This window comes from Cupriavidus numazuensis (genome assembly GCF_905397435.1).
Classification (GTDB): domain Bacteria; phylum Pseudomonadota; class Gammaproteobacteria; order Burkholderiales; family Burkholderiaceae; genus Cupriavidus; species Cupriavidus numazuensis.
The window spans coordinates 157,834-178,403 of sequence record NZ_CAJPVI010000010.1 but is presented as its reverse complement, the minus strand read 5'-3'; the positions used below and the strand labels follow the sequence as shown (position 1 = coordinate 178,403).

The 20,570-nt window shown below is 64.9% G+C and carries 15 protein-coding genes; 10 read left to right on the top strand and 5 right to left on the bottom strand.

What is annotated here, in order from left to right:
• Nucleotides 1–908: 908 nt before the first annotated feature.
• From KHO41_RS10585 to KHO41_RS10575, 3 genes are read right to left on the bottom strand one after another with little or no spacing between them, the layout of a single operon-like run.
• Nucleotides 909–3,149 (bottom strand): polysaccharide biosynthesis tyrosine autokinase, encoded by a 2,241-nt coding sequence (locus KHO41_RS10585; protein WP_376989870.1) that lies wholly within the window; start codon nucleotides 3,147–3,149, stop codon nucleotides 909–911.
• Entirely contained in the window at nucleotides 3,146–3,610 is a 465-nt protein-coding gene (locus tag KHO41_RS10580) for a low molecular weight protein-tyrosine-phosphatase (RefSeq protein WP_211953230.1), read from the bottom strand. The genes KHO41_RS10585 and KHO41_RS10580 overlap by 4 nt, the downstream gene beginning before the upstream one ends.
• A 17-nt stretch (nucleotides 3,611–3,627) precedes the next feature.
• A complete protein-coding gene (locus tag KHO41_RS10575; RefSeq protein WP_211953241.1) occupies nucleotides 3,628–4,719 on the bottom strand; it encodes a polysaccharide biosynthesis/export family protein in 1,092 nt (363 codons plus the stop codon).
• A gap of 707 nt (nucleotides 4,720–5,426) precedes the next feature.
• Here KHO41_RS10575 and wbpA point away from each other — a divergent pair.
• The 10 genes from wbpA (at nucleotide 5,427) to KHO41_RS10525 (ending at nucleotide 16,686) form a co-directional block, all read left to right on the top strand.
• Nucleotides 5,427–6,743 carry a UDP-N-acetyl-D-glucosamine 6-dehydrogenase gene (wbpA, locus tag KHO41_RS10570; RefSeq protein WP_211953229.1) on the top strand — a complete coding sequence of 439 codons (1,317 nt, stop codon included), beginning with the start codon at nucleotides 5,427–5,429 and terminating at the stop codon, nucleotides 6,741–6,743.
• 17 nt (nucleotides 6,744–6,760) lie between these two features.
• Nucleotides 6,761–7,711, top strand: coding sequence for a Gfo/Idh/MocA family oxidoreductase (locus tag KHO41_RS10565; protein WP_211953228.1), 951 nt, complete (start codon nucleotides 6,761–6,763; stop codon nucleotides 7,709–7,711).
• Nucleotides 7,712–7,721: 10 nt separating this feature from the next.
• Complete coding sequence (locus KHO41_RS10560) at nucleotides 7,722–8,339, top strand: acyltransferase (RefSeq protein ID WP_211953227.1); 618 nt, start codon at nucleotides 7,722–7,724, stop codon at nucleotides 8,337–8,339.
• A gap of 7 nt (nucleotides 8,340–8,346) precedes the next feature.
• Nucleotides 8,347–9,423 (top strand): DegT/DnrJ/EryC1/StrS family aminotransferase, encoded by a 1,077-nt coding sequence (locus KHO41_RS10555; RefSeq protein WP_211953226.1) that lies wholly within the window; start codon nucleotides 8,347–8,349, stop codon nucleotides 9,421–9,423.
• Between the two features lie 14 nt (nucleotides 9,424–9,437).
• A complete protein-coding gene (locus KHO41_RS10550) occupies nucleotides 9,438–10,880 on the top strand; it encodes an oligosaccharide flippase family protein (protein WP_211953225.1) in 1,443 nt (480 codons plus the stop codon).
• A gap of 11 nt (nucleotides 10,881–10,891) precedes the next feature.
• Nucleotides 10,892–12,199, top strand: a complete 1,308-nt coding sequence (locus KHO41_RS10545) for an O-antigen ligase family protein (protein WP_211953224.1) — start codon at nucleotides 10,892–10,894, stop codon at nucleotides 12,197–12,199.
• Nucleotides 12,200–12,278: 79 nt separating this feature from the next.
• Nucleotides 12,279–13,340 carry a non-hydrolyzing UDP-N-acetylglucosamine 2-epimerase gene (gene wecB / locus KHO41_RS10540; RefSeq protein ID WP_211953223.1) on the top strand — a complete coding sequence of 354 codons (1,062 nt, stop codon included), beginning with the start codon at nucleotides 12,279–12,281 and terminating at the stop codon, nucleotides 13,338–13,340.
• Nucleotides 13,341–13,377: 37 nt separating this feature from the next.
• Nucleotides 13,378–14,490: a glycosyltransferase gene (locus KHO41_RS10535; protein ID WP_211953222.1), complete on the top strand. Its 1,113-nt coding sequence runs from the start codon at nucleotides 13,378–13,380 to the stop codon at nucleotides 14,488–14,490.
• A gap of 52 nt (nucleotides 14,491–14,542) precedes the next feature.
• Nucleotides 14,543–15,691, top strand: a complete 1,149-nt coding sequence (locus KHO41_RS10530) for a glycosyltransferase (RefSeq protein WP_211953221.1) — start codon at nucleotides 14,543–14,545, stop codon at nucleotides 15,689–15,691.
• 65 nt (nucleotides 15,692–15,756) lie between these two features.
• A complete protein-coding gene (locus KHO41_RS10525; RefSeq protein ID WP_211953220.1) occupies nucleotides 15,757–16,686 on the top strand; it encodes a hypothetical protein in 930 nt (309 codons plus the stop codon).
• A gap of 78 nt (nucleotides 16,687–16,764) precedes the next feature.
• Here the strand turns inward: KHO41_RS10525 and KHO41_RS10520 are convergent, their stop codons facing one another.
• Nucleotides 16,765–18,120 carry a polysaccharide deacetylase family protein gene (locus KHO41_RS10520; RefSeq protein ID WP_211953219.1) on the bottom strand — a complete coding sequence of 452 codons (1,356 nt, stop codon included), beginning with the start codon at nucleotides 18,118–18,120 and terminating at the stop codon, nucleotides 16,765–16,767.
• Nucleotides 18,121–18,407: 287 nt separating this feature from the next.
• A complete protein-coding gene (locus KHO41_RS10515) occupies nucleotides 18,408–20,444 on the bottom strand; it encodes a polysaccharide biosynthesis protein (RefSeq protein WP_211953218.1) in 2,037 nt (678 codons plus the stop codon).
• Nucleotides 20,445–20,570: the final 126 nt, after the last annotated feature.

Below are 20,570 nucleotides of genomic sequence, written 5' to 3'. Positions count from 1 at the left end.
ACCATCCACTCCTTGAACTCCGCCGGATAGCGTTTCATCTCCAAACCGCTTCCGCCCCCCATTGTCCTTCATCGAAAGGCGGCGAGGCGACAACTATCCTGACATGGAGGGGAGCGACAAAAGTAGGCAAAAGCGCGTCAGGCTTGCCCCAAAGGGGCGAATTTTTATCGTAGTGTGCCAAGGGTGTTGTACGGGTATGGGCTTCAGAGTGCGTTACGCTGCCTGCCGCGTGGGGCACCACCGTGGTCAGGAATATGGCGCTGATTGAACGAGCCCTGCAAGCGTCTGTGGCCCCTGCTGCTACCGATATCGTGTGATCGCCTTCGGCTGCGCTGCGCGCAGAGCCCTAGTCTGAGCACGCAGGCCCAAGGCAAACCACGCCTCGGGGACATGCCCGCGCATGGCATGCCGAAGTAGAGAAAGGGCCTTGGACGAACCTGAGCGCCAGCGACGTTGATGAGCTCGCCTCCCGACGACGCCGTGCGCGCAGCGCAGCCGAAGGCGTCCCACCACTGACCTGATTGAAACGCTGTACCCGAGTCCGTCTTGGGGATCGTCCAAACGCCGTGCCGCGCCAGGCACAGGTTCTGACTCACATGGCGTAGCAGGGTCGAACGGCTGACCACCGTAGCAGGCGTCCAAAGCCGTTTGAACCCCTGCCGCCGTGGAATTGATGGCCAGCGGCAACGACGCGCTTTTCTGCCTACTCTTTTGTCGCTCGGACAAAAGAGTAGGTCGCCGGCTACGCCGGCGAAACAGCGGCGCCTGCCAAGAGCGACAACCCGATCCCGACCACAAAACTCCCGCCGGCTACGCCGGCGAAACAGCGGCGCCCGCCAAAAACGAAAACCAAAAAAAACAGCTGCGCCCCCAACCAGCGGCGCAGCCATTCCACCTCTCACTTCCCATCAAGCCCGCTTAGACTCCGCCCCATACTTCCCATACTCACTCAAATACCGATACTTCCCAAACGCATAGTGCGACCGATACCACCGCCCTTCCACCTTGAGGCCATTGAACAGCACCCCCTTGACCTGCGCACCCGCCTGCTCCAGCGCGCGTTGCGAAGCGACGAGCTCTCCGATCGTGGTGGTCTCCGCACGCGCCACCATGAACACCGCGCCGGCCTTGCCGGCCAGGATGCCGGCATCCGATGCCGCCAGCACCGGTGGTGTATCGATCAGGATCAGGTCATAGCGCGACCGCAGTTCGGCTAGCAATGAATCCATACCCGGGCTCAGCAGCACGTCTGCGGCGTGCGGGGGCTCCGTACCCGTGGGAATGAAGTCCAGTCCTGGCGCTACCTGGCGATGCACCACGCGATCCAGCGGCGCGCCCATCAGCAGGTCGGTCAGACCCGGGCTGCGCTTGACGTCGAAGCGATTGTGCAGCCCGCCGCGCCGCAGGTCGGCGTCGATCAGCACCACGCGCCGGCCAGTCGCGGCAACGGTCGCGAAGTTCGCGCAGACAAAGGACTTGCCCACGCCGGGCGCAGGGCCGGCAAGCACCACCACGCGATTGCCGCTTCCGCCCAGCGCAAACTGCAATGCGGTACGGAAGCTGCGCAGGCTTTCCACGGCCGGGTCGTCGGGCTGGTCGCGTGCCAGCAGCCCGTCGGCTTCATTGCCCAACTGCGACTTCGCCTGCTGTTCGCTGTAGGGAATGGTCGCGTAGACCGTCATGCCGGTCTTGCGCTCGATTTCGTCGGCATCGGAGATGCCGCCTTCGAGCACATGCCGGGCCAGCACCGCCATGATCCCTGAGAACAGGCCCAGCAGCACCGACAGCGCGGCAATCAGCTTGCGGTTCGGACGCACCGGCTCGGTCGGCAGGTCTGCGGGATCCACCATGCGCGCGGTACCGACCTTGCTCGCCTTCATCAGCTTCAGTTGCTGGACGTCGTTCAGCAGCGATTGCAGCATCTCGGTGCTGACCTTGACGTCGCGCATCAGCCGCAGGACGTTCTGCTCGACGTCAGGCAGCTTCTGGATCTTGCCCGTGACACCGCCAAGCTGACCCGACAGGCCGGCGATCTGGTTGTCCACCATTTCGATCGCGGGGTGATTCGGCATGAACCGCGCGGCGAGCTCCTGCCGGCGCTGACGCAGTTCCTGCAGCCGGGTCTGGATCTGGACCGACTGCGCCAGCATCAGCTTCGATTCCTCGCTGAGGTCGACCGTGCCGCGCTGGTTGCGCATGGCGTTGTAGCGCGATTCCGCCGTTTCAACCTGTTGCCGGAGCTGCGGCAGCTGCTGTTCGAGGAAGGACAGCGATTTCTCGGCCTCCGCCGCCTTGCGTTGCAGGTTCTGCTGCACGTAGGCGTTCCCGATCTCGTTGAGGATGGCCACGGTCAGCGATGGCGACTTGCCCTCCAGGGCGACGCCGATCATCCCGCTCTGCTTGCCGCGTTCGCCGATCATCAGCTTTTCCTGCAGGCGTTCGACCGTCTCCGCGTACGAGGAGCGGCACAGCACGAACTGGCTGCCGGCCCTGCCGTCGATGCGGTTGACCAGCAGCTTGACGTTGCCGTGCGTGCCTGCAACCAGCAGCGGCGCGCCGACAGTGCCGGTGGCCGGCTTTTCGTCAGGGATCTCGACCCGGTAGCGGTTCTCGCCGAGCGCGGTCAGCATGATCTTCTTGTCTTCCAGCTCGGGAGGCACGTCGAGCTCCTGGACATCGATGGCCTCGCGGCCCCAGGCGAAGCCGCCCCACCCGAACAGCCCCGGCGTCGAAAGCCCCTTGTTGAAGCCGGCGATGGCCGGACCGATCAGCGGCAGATAGCGTGGCGTTGCGTCGATGTACAGGTGCAGGTCCTCGACCGCCTTGCCTACCACCAGGCGCGAGCGCAGCAGTTCCATTTCGGCGGTGGGCGCGGGCTTGACGTCGAAGATCGGCGAGACGCCGGCGATCAGCCGGCTCGGCATGGCCGTGCCGCCAGGCTCTTCCACCTGCACCATGATGTCCGTGCGGTAGACCGGGCTGGCGAGCAGCGAGTAGAGCAGGCCCGAGGTCACGATACCGCCGACGACCACCGCAAAGGTCTTGCGGTAGCGCACCAGCACGTCGAAGACCGCGGTCATGTCGCCTCCGCCTTGTCCCGCCTGCTCCTGGTCACCCGAATGGCTCAATCGTGTGTCGACTGTATTCATGATGCGTCCCCGTGGCTAGTGGCCGCCTCAGTGGTTTCGAGCTGAGTCAGCCAAGAAGCGATTCCCAGTTTGATTAGCTCCAGTACGATGCTGAACATGTTCTGCGAACAGCCGTATGGATCCGGCACATCCACCTGAATGAATTCGCCGATGCGATAGATCTTTCCGCGCGCATGCGGAAACTGGCGCGCCATTTCCGTACGCTGGTCGTAGTCCATGACCAGGACCAGGTCCGCCGCATTGACGAGCGAGTTGTCGACCGCGCGTGCGCGGTGCCCGGCCAGATCGCAACCCTCGCGCGCAAGCAGCAGCGCCGCGCGCGGATCCGCCGGTGCGCCGACCGGCGGGGCCAGCCCGGCGGACGATACCGCGTAGCCCGGCAGCGCCCGCTGAAGCAGGCCGGCTGCCATCGGGCTGCGGCAGATATTGCCAGTGCAGATCACCAGGATGGAATGGATCATGGCTGTCGGTGGTATGGCTAGCGGAAGCCGGTGGCGGTGCTGATCACCGGCTGTGTTGCTGGCAGCAACAGGTTGATCACACGGCTCCATCGCACCAGTTCGCGGGCATCGACGTACACCACGTCCTTCGGCTCCAGCTCGAAACCTTCGGCGATCGCCAGTGCCACGGGCGAATTGCTGTCGAGGTGGTACACCTTGGGCTCGCCGTCAGCGGCCCTGCGGATCACGAATATCTGCTCCGCGTTGGCCGATTGGGGATTGACGCCGCCGGCGTCGCCCAGTGCCTCGTTGAGTGTCATGCGGCCATTGCGCATCAGCAGCGAACTGGGTCGCACGACTTCGCCGGTGACGAAGATCTTGTTGTCCTCGCGCTGCTCGACCCGCACGATATCGCCCGAGCGCAGCATGATCTGGGCCGGGTCGACGCCCTTGGCCAGCAGCGCCGGAATGTTGACGTACCAGCTGCGTTCGCCGCGCGTCACGCGCACACGGCTGTTGTCGCCGGTCTGGTTCAGCACGCCGCCCGCGCGGTTGAGCGCTTCGACGAGCGTCATGGGCGCGTCGTCGATCGCCTGCATGCCGGGCGTACGCACCTCGCCGTCGACATAGATGCGCTGGCTGCGGAAGCCGAGCACGCGCACGGTCATCTGCGGATCCCGCACCACGCGCGCCAGGATGCGCGCCATCTGGTCGCGCACGTCATTGGCGGTACGGCCCGCCACCTTCATGACGCCGGCATACGGGAACTGGATATCCCCTTGTGCGCTGACGACATAGCCTGGAACGTTGGCCCCGCCGCTCGACTGCGGGATTTCGAACGCCGCGCCGATGCTATAGGTCTGGGTCGGGAAGACCAGCTCGGGGTGGTCCCACACCACCACGGAGATGATGTCGCCCGGGCCGATCAGATACGGGGTGGGCTTGGCAAACAACTCCTCCACGCCCTGGTTCTCGTTGCGGGACTTCTTTTTCAGTTCGTTGACCAGGTCCATGGTGATGGGCGTGACCTTCGGCGCGGCGTCAGGACCCACCGCCGTGACCGCGGCCTTGCTGTCGAAGTACATGCCTGGTGAAGCAGCGCATGCGGACAGCAACGCCGCACAGGCCATCATCGTAAGTGCGGTCCAGCGACGCGGATGGCGTAGCGGGACAGCGGTTCTGTCGGGGCTAGAGCTCACGGAAGTCTCCTTCAAATGCCAACACGACATCGCGCGGCGACGATCAGATCGTAGAAAGCTGGTCCACGACCATCGGTGCGTTCTCGCACATTGGCCAAAGGCCGGAAAAGCCACAGCGGCAGGGCCCGCAGGCACCGCTTGCACCTTTTGCATGAGCCGCGCAAGCAGGGATGCGCGGCGCCTTCATACCAATGGCTGAGCGCCCTGCTGCATGCGGCTGTCCGGATGCAAGGGGGCACATGCGCCGCGAGCGACTTGTTAGTCCTTTCGGATCCCGTACGGCATTCCGGCAATACGTCTCCGCCTGTCGGCCCAGCCCTTTCGGACGATGCCTGCCGATCACCGATTCCAATAGCCTGTGTTTGCCGCCGTTTTCGCCGTCGTTTTTGCGGATGTCGCAAGCATGACGTGGCCGACGCCGCAAGCATTGTGCGGCCGCCAACAGTGCACGCCTCTCTGCAACGGATGGCAAACCTAGAATCAAGGCGGAGTTCTGCCTGCCGGAAAGGCGCCTGCGCGCCGCGCGGAAAAGAGACATCCGCACTTGCGCTGGGTGCGCATGCACCGCCGGCACCGGGCTCCGCGGGGAGGGGGCGGTTCGTTCCGCAGCACAACAACAACTCGAGGTAAATCCAGCCATGTCGAGTCCTACAGCAGCATCGCTTATCGAGCGGATCCGGGATCGGGAATCCATTATTGGCATCGTTGGCCTGGGCTATGTCGGGCTGCCGCTGATGCTGCGTTACAGCGCGATCGGCTTCCGGGTGCTGGGTATCGACATCGACGAGGAAAAGGTTCGCAAGCTCAATGCTGGGCAGAGCTATATCGAACACATCACGGCGAAGAGCATCGGCCGGGCGCGCGAGGCCGGCTTCGAGGCGACGACGGATTTCGAACGCGTCAGCGAATGCGACGCCGTCATCCTGTGCGTGCCGACACCGCTCAACCGGCACCGCGAGCCCGACATGAGCTTCGTCATCAACACCACCGACGCCATCAAGCCATACCTGCGCGCCGGCCAGGTGGTGTCGCTGGAGAGCACGACCTATCCCGGCACGACGGAAGAAGAACTGCTGCCGCGCATGCAGGAATCCGGTCTGGAAGTCGGCAGCGAAATTTTCCTGGTCTATTCGCCCGAGCGCGAAGATCCGGGCAACGGCAAGTTCGAGACGCGCAGCATTCCCAAGGTGGTCGGCGGCCATACGCTGGTGTGCCGCGACGTGGGGGTTGCGCTCTATGAAGCGGCGATCGACCGCGTGGTGCCGGTGAGCTCGACCAAGGCGGCGGAAATGACCAAGCTGCTCGAGAACATCCACCGCGCCGTGAATATCGGCCTGGTCAACGAGATGAAGATCGTCGCGACCCGCATGGGCATCGACATCTTCGAAGTGGTCGACGCCGCGTCCACCAAGCCGTTCGGGTTCACGCCGTACTATCCGGGCCCCGGCCTGGGCGGCCATTGCATCCCGATCGATCCCTTCTACCTCACGTGGAAGGCACGCGAATACGGCCTGCATACGCGCTTCATCGAACTGTCCGGCGAGGTCAACAAGGCGATGCCCGAATACGTGGTCGGCCGGCTCGTGGAAGGCCTGAACCAGCGTGGCAAGCCGCTCAAGGGATCGCGCGTGCTGGTGCTTGGCATTGCCTACAAGAAGAACGTGGACGACATGCGCGAATCGCCGGCGGTGGACATCATGGAACTGATCCGCGCGCGCGGCGGGAACGTCGAGTACAGCGATCCGCATGTTCCCGTGTTCCCACGGATGCGCGAGCACCATTTTGACTTGTCCAGCGTGGCGCTCGATGGCGACACGGTCGCGGAATACGACGCCGTGGTGCTGGCCACCGACCATGACGCGTTCGATTACCTGCTGATCCGCCAGCGCGCACAGCTGCTGGTGGACAGCCGCGGCAAGTACCGCATGCCGGCACCGAACATCGTGAAAGCCTGAGCGACGGGGGAGGCATCTTGAAACGCTTTGCACTGATCGGCGCCGCTGGCTACATTGCGCCTCGCCACATGATGGCCATCCGGGACACCGGCAATACGCTGGTGTCGGCCTACGACATCAATGATTCGGTCGGCATTATCGACAGCATCTCGCCGCAGAGCGAATTCTTCACGGAATTCGAGCGCTTCCACGACCACGCGTGCCGCCTGGGCAGGCAACCGGAAACGGCGCTGGACTACGTTGCAATCTGTTCGCCGAACTATCTGCACCAGCCGCATGCCAGCACCGGCATGCGGCTCGGGTGCGATGTGATCTGCGAAAAGCCGCTGGTGCCCACGCCCGAGCATCTCGACGAGCTGGCCACGGTGGAGAAGGAGACGGGCCGGCGCGTGTTCAACATCCTGCAGCTGCGCCACCACGATGCCATCGTCGGCTTGCGCGAGAAGGTGGCGGCCGACACGCGCACCAGCAAGCACGAGGTGGACCTGACGTACATCACGTCGCGTGGCAAGTGGTACATGGAGAGCTGGAAAGGCGACCCGCGCAAGTCCTTCGGCCTGGCGACCAACATCGGCGTGCATTTCTTCGACATGCTGCATTTTGTCTTCGGCCGCCTGCAGCGCAGCACGATCCACCACAGCGCCACAGAGAAAGCGGCGGGTTATCTCGAGTACGAGCGCGCTCGGGTGCGCTGGTTTCTCTCGATCGATGCGGGCGACCTTCCCGAGACTGTGCGCGGCAAGAAGTCCACCTATCGCAGCATCACGATGGATGGCGCCGAGGTCGAGTTCTCGGATGGCTTCACGGAACTGCACACGGTCAGCTACCGCGAAATCCTGGCCGGCCGCGGCTTTGGCCTGGAAGACGCGAGGCACTGCGTGGAAACCGTGAACGAGATCCGGACCGCGCGTGCCGTTCCCGCGCGCGACAACGAGGGGCATCCATTCCTGCGTCACCTGCACGTGTAAGGAGCCGGACATGTCTGTTCAGATACATCCGTCGGCCATTGTGGACGATGGCGCGCAGATCGGCGACGGCTCGCGCGTCTGGCATTTTGTCCACATCTGCGCGGGGGCGCGCATCGGCCGCGACTGCTCGTTCGGCCAGAACGTGTTCGTCGGGAATGCCGTCCGCATCGGCGATGGCGTCAAGGTGCAGAACAACGTCTCGGTCTACGACAACGTCACGCTCGAAGACGACGTGTTCTGCGGGCCGAGCATGGTCTTCACCAACGTCTACAACCCGCGCTCGGCAGTGAACCGCAAGGCCGAGTACCGCAACACGGTGGTCCGCCGCGGTGCCACGCTTGGCGCGAACTGCACCATCGTCTGCGGCGTGACGATCGGCGAGTTTGCCTTCGTCGGCGCCGGTGCGGTGGTCAACCGCGATGTCCCCGCTTATGCGCTGATGCTGGGCGTGCCGGCGCGCCACGCGGGATGGATGAGCGAGTTCGGCGAGCAGCTCGACCTGCCGCTGCATGGCCACGCACAGGCATTGTGTCCGCACAGCGGGCAGCGCTATGTACTGGATGGGGCGACCGTGCGCAAAGTCGCTGTCGAAACCGAGCCGGCGGCAGCCGTCGCTTCTGTACGGTGAGGCGGCCATGATGGAACTCATTGACCTCCGCGAACAGCAGGCGCGCATCAAGTCGCAGATCGACGCGGGCATCCAGCGCGTGCTGGCCCACGGCAAGTACATCCTCGGCCCCGAGGTGGGTGAGCTCGAAGAGAAGCTCGCTGCCTACACGGGCGCGCGCTACTGCATCACCTGCGCCAACGGCACGGACGCGCTGCAGATCGCGCTGATGGCGCTGGGCGTCGGCCCCGGCGATGAAGTGGTCACGCCGGGCTTCTCCTACATCGCTGTGGCCGAGGCCGCGGCACTGCTGGGCGCGAAGCCCGTCTACGCGGACGTGGATGCGCGCACGTTCAACCTGGACCCGCAGGCGCTGGAGGGCGCGATCACGCCGCGCACGCGCGCAATCGTGCCCGTGAGCCTGTACGGACAGTGCGCGGATTTCGATGCGATCAACGCGGTGGCCGCGCGGCATGGCATTGCCGTGATCGAGGACGCCGCGCAGAGCTTCGGGGCTACCTACAAGGGCCGCCGCAGCTGCAACGTATCGACGATCGCCTGTACCAGTTTCTTCCCGAGCAAGCCGCTGGGCTGCTACGGCGATGGTGGTGCGCTCTTCACCAGCGATGAAGCGCTGGCCACGGCGATCCGGCAGATTGCGCGGCACGGGCAGCAACGGCGGTATTACCACGTGAGGGTAGGCGTCAACAGCCGCCTGGACACGCTGCAGGCCGCGATCCTGTTGCCCAAGCTGGAGATCCTGGAGGAAGAGCTGGCGCTGCGCCAGGAAGTGGCGGGGCGCTATGACGCACTGCTCGCCGGCCATCCGGATTGCCAGGGCCCGCATGTGGAGCCGCACAACCGCAGCGTGTACGCGCAATACACGGTGTGCGTGCCGGACCGCGATGCGCTGCAGGGCCGGCTCGAGGCGGCGGGCATCCCCACCGCCATCCACTATCCCGTGCCGCTGAACCGGCAGCCGGCCGTCGCGGATGCTTCGCGCGCGTTGCCAGTGGGCGATGCACTGGCCGGGCAAGTCATCAGCATTCCCATGCATCCGTACCTGACTGCCGAGCAGCAGCGCACGGTAATGGGGGCCTTCTGAATGCGGGGGCCAACGTGAGCAAGCAGCCGGTTGCGGTGGCAGTTGAAGCGCACGGGCGCCAGCCAGTCGGCCGCAGCGTCGGCATGCTGATCGGTGGCTCGGCCGGGGCCCAGTTGCTCACGCTGGCGGTTTCGCCGATCCTGACGCGCCTCTACGACCCGCACGACTTCGGCACGCTCGCCGTATTCACGGCAATGCTCGTATGCGTCAGCGTGCTGGCCTGCCTGCGCTACGAGCTGGCCATCGCGCTGCCCGCCAGCGATGCCGAAGCCGAGAACGTGGTCGCGCTGTCCGTCGTGTGCCTGACCGTCACCAGCTTGCTCTGCACGCTGGTGATTCTGTGCTTCGGCGATGAAATCGCCGATGTGCTGAACTGGGAGCATGCGAGCGGCTACATCTGGCTGCTGCCGGTGGGAATCTTCGCCGCGGGAATCTTTGCGGTCACCGAGAAATGGATGGTGCGCAGCCACCATTTCAGCCGCCTGGCCAAGACCAAGCTGCTGCAGTCGGCCACCAGCAACGGCATCCAGCTCGGCGGATACAGCTTTGGCGTGCTGAGCCTGATCGCGGGCGCCATCGTCGGGCAGAGCCTGGGCGCCGGGCAGTACATCGTCCGCGAAATCCGCCAACGCGGAGGCGGGGTCTCGTGGGCGGGTATCGCCGCTGTCGCGAGCCGTTACCGGAACTTCCCGCTCTTCTCCACGTGGGGGGTCATGTTCAACGTGGCAGGGGTGCAGCTGGTGCCGCTGGTGTTCTCCGCGTTGTTCGGCACGATCGTGGTGGGCTATTTTGCGTTTGCCCTGCGGCTGGTACAGGGGCCGACCACGCTGATCGGCGCGGCACTCTGCAACGTGTTCATTGCACACGCGCCGGCCGCACTGCGCGAAGGCCGGCTGGCCGCAGTCGTCGAAGAGATGCGCCGCAAGCTTGCAGTGGTCGGTATCCCCGCACTGGTGCTGCTGACCGTGTCGGGGCCCGACTTGTTTGCCGCCGTCTTCGGCGAAAAGTGGCGCCAGGCCGGTGTCTATGCGCGCTGGATGGCGCCGTGGATCTACCTGCAGTTCCAGGTCTCGCCGATCTCGCCGCTCGCGCAGATTCTCGAGGCCCAGAAGATGGAGCTCGCGGCCAACTTCATTACCTTCTCGATGCGCGCTGTCACGCTCGCCGTCTGCTATGTGTGGAGCGTGCCGGGGAACACCAGCGTGCAGGCATTCTGCGTGGTCAGTGCGGTCGCCTACCTGGCCATGCTCACGTTGTTCATGTCCCGCGTCGGGGTGGGCTTGCCGGCCATGCTCATGCATGACATTCGCAAGATCCTGCTGTTCCTGCTCTGCGCGGCGCCGGCGCTGTACCTGTTCGATGGCAGTGTCGACGTGCGTACCGGGCTTGCCGCCTGCTATTTCATGATCCTCTCGGCGGGGTGGCTCTACCGTGAACGCAGGACCGGCACATGGTAGGAGGAACGGAGATGGCCACGCTATCAAGACTGACATCGCGCCGCGCCAGGCCACGCTCATGGTCGAGTCGGCTTCCCGACCGGCGTGAATGGCTGTCGCTCGCCTCCGGCGTCCTGGTCGTGCTGCTTTTCCCGGGCTACTTCCTGTATCACTCCGGCCTTGCGCTCGGTGTCATTCCTCCTGTGCTGGGCGGCTATATCGGCCAGGTGGCCGTAGCCTTCGGCGTGCCCGTGCTGCTGCTGAACTTCATCAATGTGGTGACGCGGCGCGAACCGCTGCTGTTCATCGACAAGGCCGTGTTCCTGTACTCGTTGTTCCTGATCTGCTGGACGCAGGCCCACTTTTCGTTCGGCGACGGCGTGCAGACGTCCTACGCGTACTACTACTACAACATCGCGGCCATCTTCCTCTGGCAGGCCATCTATCTCGGCATGCGCAACCTGAACCTGGATCACAGGTGGCTGCGCATCGTGCTTGCCGTGTCGCTGCCCGTGTTCCTTGCGATTGCCGTGTACGGCTCCGACGGAATGTTCTTCGACACGGAAACGCTTGCCGGCGACGGGGTGCCGGTGTCGGATTACCAGGGCTTTGCCCGCTCCGCGACGCTGGTGGCATTCCTGCTGCTGACGCTCACGCGCGGCATGCGCACCGCGGCCGTGGTCGCCGTGACCGTTCCGCTGTTGTTCCTGCTGGGCGCGCGCTCGGAGTTCGTCGGGTTCATCCTCATCGCCATGCTGTTCATCGTCATGCGTGAAGGGATTTCGCCGTTGACGCTGCTGTGGCTGCCGGCAGGCGTCCTGACGATCGGGTACCTGGCGGTGTCATTCAATGTGCTGGGCGGAGACTCTCGCATCCTGGAGCTGTTGAGGGTTTCGCAGGACAGCTCCTACCAGGCACGCGGCGAGCTGCTGTGGCGCGCGCTCGACACCATCACGACACACCCGGTGCTCGGCGACTATGCGTCGCAGCTCTACCAGGGCGATATCGGCGACTACGCGCACAACGCGCTTTCCGCGTGGGTCAGCTATGGCCTGCTGGGGTTCGCGGGCTTCGTGTTCCTGCTGGGCTACGCGGCCATCCGGTCGTTCCTGATGGCGCTGCATGGCGGTGCGCGCAACCCATGCATCGCGACGGCAATGATCTTCAGCCTGTACGCGGTGTTCCTGGCGATCACGGCAAAGACCGTGAACGATCCCGTCTTTGCGGTGGCCTGGGGCGCGGTGGCCTGCGCACTGTCGCAGCGCGAGCGCGCCGCGGCAAATGCGGCCAGCCTTCGGCGCCAGGCGGGACCTGCATTGCAACGGCACGGCCGCCATTGACCGATGGCCGGGATTTCCGTCGTGACTGACAAGAAGTGAAGCAGCAGATTAGGCAGCAGATTTCATTACCGGGGAAATCATGAAGCTACTTACCATCATCGGCGCGCGACCGCAGTTCGTGAAGGCGGCCGTGACATCGCGGGCGCTGGCGCAGGTGCGGCCGGACATCAACGAAGTGATCGTCCATACGGGCCAGCACTACGATGCGAACATGTCCGACGTGTTCTTCGAAGAACTCGACATTCCGCGGCCACGGTTCAACCTCGGCATCGGCGGCGGCACGCATGGGCAGAACACGGGCCGCATGATCGAGGCCATCGAGGCGCTGCTGCTGGAGGAGCGCCCCGAGCAGGTGCTGGTCTACGGCGATACCGACAGCACGCTCGCCGGCGCGCTGGCCGCCGTCAAGCTTCATATCCCTGTGGGGCACGTGGAAGCGGGCCTGCGCTCGTTCAATCGCGCCATGCCCGAGGAAATCAACCGCGTGCTCACGGATCACGTCAGCGAGCGGCTCTTCGCGCCCACGCAGACGGCAATGGCCAACCTGTCGCGCGAGGGAGTCGACCCGGCGCGCACCATCCTGGTCGGCGATGTGATGTTCGACGCTGCCATGCATTACCGGGAACGCGCACGGCAGCCCGGGGTCGCGCAGAGCCGCTACCTGGAAGATGCCGGCTTCGCCCTGTGCACGATTCATCGCGCCGAGAACACGGACAACCACGAGCGGCTGCGCGCCATTCTCGACGGCCTGGCCGCCTTGCCGCTGCATGTCGTGCTGCCGCTGCATCCGCGCACGCGCGCTCGCATGCAGTCGGCCGGCATTGTCGCGCCGGACCGCGTCATTGTGTGCGACCCGGTCGGCTACATGGAAATGCTGTGGCTGGAAATGAACTGCCGCATCGTGCTGACGGATTCCGGTGGCGTGCAGAAGGAAGCTTACTTCCACGGCAAGCCGTGCGTGACGCTGCGCGAAGAGACCGAGTGGACCGAGCTTGTGGAGGCCGGCGTCAACCGGCTCGCAGGCGCGGACGCGCAACGCATCCTGTCCGCGTACCAGGCGCTGCAGTCCGCCGACATGGGCACGCACCGCAACCTGTACGGCAATGGCGACGCGGGCGAGTGCATCGCCCGTCTGCTGTGAAGAGACGAGCGACGTATCTGGACACGGGGAGCCGCGCATGAGCACCAGGATTTGCCACGTGACGTCCGTTCACGTGAGGTCGGATACCAGGATACTGGTCAAGGAATGCTGCACGCTCGCCGAACAGATGGCGGGCTTCGAAATCTGCCTGGTGGTGGCCGATGGCAAGGGCGATGCCGGCCACGAAGGCGTGCAGATCCACGATATCGGCAAGCTGCCGGCGAGCCGGCTCAAGCGCGGCATTGCGGGCAATCTCGGCATCCTGCGCAAGGTCCGGGCACTCAGGCCCCAGGTCGTGCATTTCCATGACCCCGAACTGCTGCCGCTTGGCCTGGTGTTGCGCATGCTCGGCTATCGCGTCGTCTATGACGTGCACGAGGACGTGCCGCGCGACATCATGACCAAGGAGTACCTGGCGCGCCCGCTGCGGCAGGTGGTGTCGCGCGTGGCCGAGGTCGTGGAGTGGGTGGGCGGCCGGCTGCTGTCCGGCATTGTGGCGGCGACGCCGGTCATTGCGCGCCGGTTTCCGGCACGCAAGACGGTCTGCGTCCAGAACTTCCCGATCCTCGGCGAGCTGCGGCCGGCATCGGGCAACGAGTACCTGGACCGACCCAACAGCGTCGCGTACGTCGGCGTGATCGCGGAGATCCGCTGCTCGAACGAGATGGTGCAGGCGCTGGCCGGTACCGAGGCGACGCTGCTGCTCGGCGGCAAGTTTTCGCCGCCTGCGCTCGAAACGGAACTGCAGGCGATGCCGTCGTATGACAAGGTCCGCTACTTCGGCTGGGTGGACCGGACCGCAATGGCCGAGATCCTCGAGAACTCGCGCGCCGGCCTGGTGCTGTTCAAGGCGCGGCCCAACTATGACGAATCGCAGCCGAACAAGCTCTTCGAGTACATGTCGGCCGGGATTCCGGTGATTGCATCGAACTTCCCCGCGTGGAAGCGCTTCGTGGCGGAAGTGGACGCGGGCCTGATGGTGGACCCCGACAACCCGGCAGAGATCGGAAAGGCCATCGCCTATATCCTTCAGAACCCGGCGCGCGCCAAGCAGATGGGGGAGAACGGGCGCAAGGCGGTCGAGGAGCGCTTCAACTGGAACACCGAAGGGCGGGTGCTGGTCGATTTCTACCGGCGCATGCTCGCCTGATGTGTCGATTCAGCACGCTAATCAGCGATTCATTCAGCCGCGAGATGCGACCATGAAGATCATCATCCTGGCTCCGTTCTGTTCGCTTCCCGGGGAAGCCAACTTCAACCGCTTTCGCTACCTCGCGAGGCTGGCGGCGCAGCACCATGAGGTGGTGCTGGTCACCAGCCGCTTCCGGCATTTCGACAAGACCGTGCGCAGCGACATCGACTGCGACGAGGGCTACGAGATCGTGCTGCTGGACGAGCCCGGCTACCGCCGTAACGTGTCGCTCGCGCGGCTCTGGAGCCACCGCTGCTTCGCGCGCAGCTTCCGCCAGTGGCTGCAGGCGTATTGCCGTACCAGCAAGGTGGACCTGGTCTACTCCGCGTTCCCGCTGATCGCCACCAACCTCTTCCTTGGCCAGGCAAAGCGCGAACTCGGCTTCAAGCTCGTGATCGACGTCCAGGACGTGTGGCCGGAGTCGCTGGCCGTGCTGCCCATGGTCGATCGCATGCAGGCGCTGATGCACCCGTTTTCCCTGCGCGCGGACCGGGCCTATGCCGGTGCCGATGCGCTCGTGTCGGTGTCGCAGACCTACCTGCAGCGCGCCAGGCGTGCGAACGCGAAGGCCGCGGGCATGGTGTGCTATATCGGCGCGGACGAGAACTTGTGGCGCAGCGTCGAGGCCCGCGTATTCGACAAGGGCAAGGTCAGGTTCTTCTACCTTGGCACCGTCAGCCACAGCTACGACATGGAAACCGTGGTGCGCGGCTTCGCCGCGCTCGCGTCGACCGACCCGGACTTCGAACTTCACGTGATCGGCGGGGGGCCGAGCATGGAGGCCGTACGTGCGCTGGCCGCCGGCAACACCCATTTCCACGGTTACCTGGCGGTGGAGGATATGGTGGGGCTGGTCAAGGGCATGGACGTCGCCATCAACCCGATCAAGTCCACCTCGCGCGGGACCATCACCAACAAGCTTGCCGACTACGTCCTGGCGGGCAAGCCCATCCTGAATTCCCAGACCGACGACGAGGCCATGTCCATCATTCGCCGCGTCGGGCACCGGAACTACCAGGACGGCAATGTGGACGACTTTGTCCGTGCCGCGAGAGAGATCGGCAGGGCCAGCCTGCCACCGGTGGACGACGAGACCGCCCGGCTGTTCGATCGCGGCCACACGTACTCGCGAATCCTGGACTTCATCGCGGCTGTCTGACCACGGCAGCGACGTCCAGTTTTCCTATCTCTCTATCAGACAGCATGTTCCGGATTGGCGACGACATGAAACTTCCAGACGGCAAGCGGTTTGCATTCACGGTCTTCGACGACGCAGATATGGGTACGGTGGCCAACACCAGGCCCGTCTATGACTTCCTGGCCGACTGCGGCCTGCGCACCACGAAATCGACATGGGTCTATCCGTCGCGCGGCGAGTACGCGGGGCAGTCGCTGGCCGACGCGGACTACCGCGAATGGCTGCTGCAGCTGGCGCGAACCGGGTTCGAGATCGGCCTGCACAATGTCGGCGACGGTGCTTTCACGCGCGAGGAGATCGCCGCGGGACTGGAGGAATTCCGGCGCACCTTCGGCAGCTATCCCAAGGTCCATGTCAACCATGTGTCGAACCCCGACAATGTGTACTGGTGGGCCAAGCGCTTCGAGTTCCCGTTCAACCTGCTGTACACGCTCGCCTACTACGCGCGTACGCGCAGGATGCCGCCGGCGGGCGGCGACAATCCCCGCGCACGGCACTTCTGGGGCGACTATTGCCGCGACCGCATTACCTACGTGCGCAACATCACGGTCAACCACATCAACACGCTGGAGAAAGACCGGCGCATGCCGTACCACATCGCCAGCAAGCCAATGGTCAAGTACTGGTTCAGCTCGTCGGACGGGCATGACCTGGCGCTGTTCAACAACCTCATCCGCAAGGAAAATGTCGATGCGCTCGAGGCAAGCGGCGGCGTGTGCATCGTTTACACGCACTTTGCCTACGGCTTCGTGAAGAACGGGGAAGTCGATCCGACATTCCGGGAGCGCATCGAATACCTTGCGGGCAAGGATGGCTGGTTCGTGCCGGTGAGCACGCTGCTGGACCACCTGGTCGCCGCGCATGGTGGCGAAGATCCGGGGTACCTGTACCGCCTGCGTACCAATATCGACTGGTGTCTTGATCGCGTCGCCAAGCGCATGCGCTTCGGCATCTAGTGGCCTGATCCACTGGCGGCCCGCCGCGCGCGCGGCGCGGGGGGCTCGCGGTAGTCTAACGGTCGTCTCACGGTTGTCTCAGAATTGCGCGAGCACGTCGCGGTACAGCGCGCGGTGCGCCGGCGTGCACAGTTCCGCGTTGTGCCACAGCAGCGTGAAGGTGCCGTTGACGGCCTTGCAGCGGCCGACCAGTTCGGTGAACTTCGCACGCGCGGTATCGCCCAGGCCGAGGTTCATGTAGCGCTGGGCGATGATGGTGCATTCCATCGCGATCAGCGGCCGTACCCGAATCTTCAGCGCATGGCGCGCCACCGGATCGAAGGCCGGATACTCGAAGCACGTGCCGCAGCGGAAGCCCGGCCGGTCCGCATATCCGAGCGTGCTGTCATAGTCCATGCCCGCGTCTTCCCAGTAGCGCAGCGTCGTCGGCTGCTCCCAGCGAAGGAAATGCATGCGGCCGCCCCACGCTGGCTGCTCGATGCCTTCTTCGGCGCAGACGCGCTTGAGGCGTGTGGCCTCGCGCTGCAGGGACGCCGGCGCGAGATAGGTGTTGTAGCTCGGATGCAGGCCGATTTCATGGCCGCGCAGGTGGATGCGGCGCATGAGATGCCGGATGGCGGGATGCTCGGGCTCGTAGTCGGCATCGCGGTCGGGATGCGTGCGCCCGCAGATGAAATAGAAAGCACTCGAGATGCCCTGGAACTCGGACAAGCTCATGATCCAGTCGAAGGTGTTGGCCGGATCGTCGGGGTGCAGGGTGCTGCGTGTGCCGCGCCAGAAGCGCGGGGCGGTTAGCGCCGAATGAAAGTCGCGGTGCTTCAGCACGTCGGCGGCCATGCGCCGCAGCATGGTCTTCGCGCGCACGAAGCCGTAGCGGCTGGGCATGTCGACATCGTGCGACACGCACAGGCGGTAGTGATGCCTGGCCAGCGGCAGCGTTGGCCAAAGCCTGCCCATCACCTGGCCCAGCACGTGCAGCCATTCGTCGACGACCGGGCGCTCGAGATAGCCATGCCGGAACGCGTGCGATGCCGTGGCGGGAAAGCGGCCATGCTCGTCCAGGTCGCTGCGTCCGACTTCCTCCTGCCGGGTCAGCATCCAGTAGGCGAAGCCCAGAATGTCGTAGTGCACGCGATACCCACCCGCTGTGCGCTCGATCAGCGGACCGGATACGCCCGCCAGGCCGGGCGCGGGCAGCACGCCTGCAATTGCGGGCTGCCAGCCTTCGAGCGCGGCGTCCCAGGTGCCATGGCACAGGTCGCTGCCGCCATCGCCATCGATGAACTGGCCCGGCGTGCTCGCAATTTCGATCACGCGCGGGTCGTCCGCGATGCCGAGGCTGACATATCCGTTGCCGTCGTCGCGCAGCAGGAAGCGGTGTCCGAACCGCTCCGCCAGGATCTGCCGCAACCAGGACAGTATCGGTTCCTGCATGCGGGCTGCCCGGACCCCGCCATGCCTGGCAGAGCGTTGAAGTTGCCGCTCGTCGGGCACATCCGCGACCCGGTCGCGGCGAATCGGAACGGGGCTGGCAAAGACCTGGCGAAGATTACGCACGTTTTCCATGGCAAGCGAGCTGGTTGAGGAGCGCGAAGCCGTCTGGCGCCACATCGCGCCCATGCACGGTCCCTGCGTTCCAGACTACTCAAGCCGCCACCCACAGTCCGTTCGCTGGTGCACGCCGCGCATGGCTCTCTTCGCGCGGCGCGCACGCCGAAACGTCAGGTGACTTCGTTCGATCTCGGCATACTTGCGTGTTCGATGTCCGCGCCGCCGTCGGCCACCGCGCGCTTGCGCGATCCGATGCGCAGGAACGCCAGCTGCAGCGTCGGACTCGCTTCCTGCGGATCGGGCGTCGGCTTGCGGCGCGGCGAATCCATCGAACAATAAGGCGCGTATTCCGGCACCAGGCCTTGCACGGCGATCTGGATCTCCAGTTCGTCGCGGGACTCGCACGCAAGGAACAGGCGGTCGAGCCGTTCCTGCAGCTCGGCTTCGTCAAGGCGCGGCTCATGGGAGCACATGATGCGTGCGTGCTCGCTGGGCGTGACCTCGCCGCCGATCAGCAGTTCTTCGTAGAGCTTTTCGCCGGGGCGCAGGCCAACCACCTTGATCTCGATATCGCCGGCCGGGTTCTTGCGGCTCTTTTCCACCAGTCCCGACATTTCGATCATGGTACGTGCGAGGTCGATGATGCGTACCGGCTTGCCCATGTCGAGCACGAACACCTCGCCGCCCTTGGCCATGGCGCCAGCCTGGATCACGAGCTGCGCCGCTTCGGGGATCAGCATGAAGAAGCGGATCACGTCAGGGTGGGTGATCGTGATCGGGCCGCCCGCGCGGATCTGCTTGCGAAACAGCGGTACGACCGAACCCGACGAGCCCAGCACGTTGCCGAAGCGCACCATGGAGAACGTGGTGCGCGTATTCGGGCGCGCGGCAGCGGCCTGGAATGCCAGCTCGGCAATGCGCTTGCTGGCGCCCATGACGTTGGTGGGGCGCACGGCCTTGTCCGTCGAGATGAGCACGCAGGTCTGCACGCCGAAATGGTCGGCCATGTTGGCGATGGTCCAGGAACCGAGCACGTTGTTGCGGATCCCCTCGGACATATTGCCTTCCACGAGCGGCACATGCTTGTAGGCGGCAGCGTGATAGATCGTATCCACGCCCTGGCCCCGCAGCGCCGCGGACACCGCGGTGGCATCGCACACCGAGCCGATGTGCGGCGCAATGAGCAGGTCCGGATAGCGCTGGCGCAGTTCCTGCTCGATCGCGTACAGCGCATACTCGGAATGGTCGAACAGGATCAGCCGCTGCGGCTCGCACGTGGCAATCTGCCGGCACAGCTCGCTGCCGATGGAGCCGCCGGCGCCGGTGACCATCACCACCTTGCGGAACGTGCACTTCGCGAACAGGTCTTCACGCGGGGGGACGGCATCGCGGCCCAGCAGGTCTTCCACCTTGACGTCGCGGATCGACTGTACGGTGATCTTGCGGTCCACCAGTTCGAGCAGCGTCGGCAGCGTGCGGACACTGACGCCGTGGCGGTGCAGCAGGTCGATGATATGGCGCCGCTTGCCCGAGGACAGGGTCGGAATGGCAAGCACGACTTCATGGATGGCACGCTGCTGAAGCTGTTCGTGCAAGGTCCTGGTGTGGTGGACCGGCAGGTCGGCAAAGATCTTCTTGTCCAGCGCCGCGTCGTCGTCGAAGAAGCAGACGGCACGGTACTCCGCGCTCGAACGCATGGCCACGGCGAGCTGGAAGCCGGCTTCGCCGGCGCCGAAGATCGCGACGCGGCGGATATTGCGTTCTTCGAGCCCGTTGCGCCGCTGCTGCGAACGATGCAGCAGTGCCCGGGCGATGAAGCGCGAGAAGACTACGTACGAGAAGGCGATGAACCAGTAGATCAGCAGGCCCGTGCGCGGCAGGCTGCTGTCGTTGACAAGGAACGACAGCGTATAGGTCAGGCCCACCAGGCACGCCAGGCTAAGGCCCGAGATCCACAGCACCTTCAGGTCGAAGTAGCGCACGACCGTGCGATACAGTCCGCTCAGCGAGAAGACGGGAATCGTGCAGGCTGCGATCACCAGCGCCGGCGTCGGCCCGTACCGCGTGACCAGTTCCAGGTTCCCGGACCGCAGGAACAATGCGCACGCAAAGCACAGCGGCAGGGCCAGGAGGTCGGCGGCGATCATCAGCGCCACCTTCTGGCGGCGCGACAGCCTGAGAAGCCCGAGCGAAAGCGCGTCTGTCATGTCAGCGCTCCCGGCAGGCGTTGGCGGCGGGACGCGCGTTGCATGCGTGTCTCCCCGGCGGAGAATAACGTCGTGCTCGATGCGATCGGCCTGCTGCGGCCCGATCCAGACTGCTGATGCACACTC

Excerpts from the sequence above, each read along its gene's own strand:
- KHO41_RS10585 (WP_376989870.1), bottom strand. The coding sequence starts at position 3,149 with ATGAATACAGTCGACACACGATTGAGCCATTCGGGTGACCAGGAGCAG.
- KHO41_RS10580 (WP_211953230.1), bottom strand. The coding sequence starts at position 3,610 with ATGATCCATTCCATCCTGGTGATCTGCACTGGCAATATCTGCCGCAGC.
- KHO41_RS10575 (WP_211953241.1), bottom strand. The coding sequence starts at position 4,719 with ATGGCCTGTGCGGCGTTGCTGTCCGCATGCGCTGCTTCACCAGGCATG.
- wbpA (WP_211953229.1), top strand. The coding sequence starts at position 5,427 with ATGTCGAGTCCTACAGCAGCATCGCTTATCGAGCGGATCCGGGATCGG.
- KHO41_RS10560 (WP_211953227.1), top strand. The coding sequence starts at position 7,722 with ATGTCTGTTCAGATACATCCGTCGGCCATTGTGGACGATGGCGCGCAG.
- KHO41_RS10555 (WP_211953226.1), top strand. The coding sequence starts at position 8,347 with ATGATGGAACTCATTGACCTCCGCGAACAGCAGGCGCGCATCAAGTCG.
- KHO41_RS10545 (WP_211953224.1), top strand. The coding sequence starts at position 10,892 with ATGGCCACGCTATCAAGACTGACATCGCGCCGCGCCAGGCCACGCTCA.
- wecB (WP_211953223.1), top strand. The coding sequence starts at position 12,279 with ATGAAGCTACTTACCATCATCGGCGCGCGACCGCAGTTCGTGAAGGCG.
- KHO41_RS10535 (WP_211953222.1), top strand. The coding sequence starts at position 13,378 with ATGAGCACCAGGATTTGCCACGTGACGTCCGTTCACGTGAGGTCGGAT.
- KHO41_RS10530 (WP_211953221.1), top strand. The coding sequence starts at position 14,543 with ATGAAGATCATCATCCTGGCTCCGTTCTGTTCGCTTCCCGGGGAAGCC.
- KHO41_RS10525 (WP_211953220.1), top strand. The coding sequence starts at position 15,757 with ATGAAACTTCCAGACGGCAAGCGGTTTGCATTCACGGTCTTCGACGAC.
- KHO41_RS10520 (WP_211953219.1), bottom strand. The coding sequence starts at position 18,120 with ATGCAGGAACCGATACTGTCCTGGTTGCGGCAGATCCTGGCGGAGCGG.
- KHO41_RS10515 (WP_211953218.1), bottom strand. The coding sequence starts at position 20,444 with ATGACAGACGCGCTTTCGCTCGGGCTTCTCAGGCTGTCGCGCCGCCAG.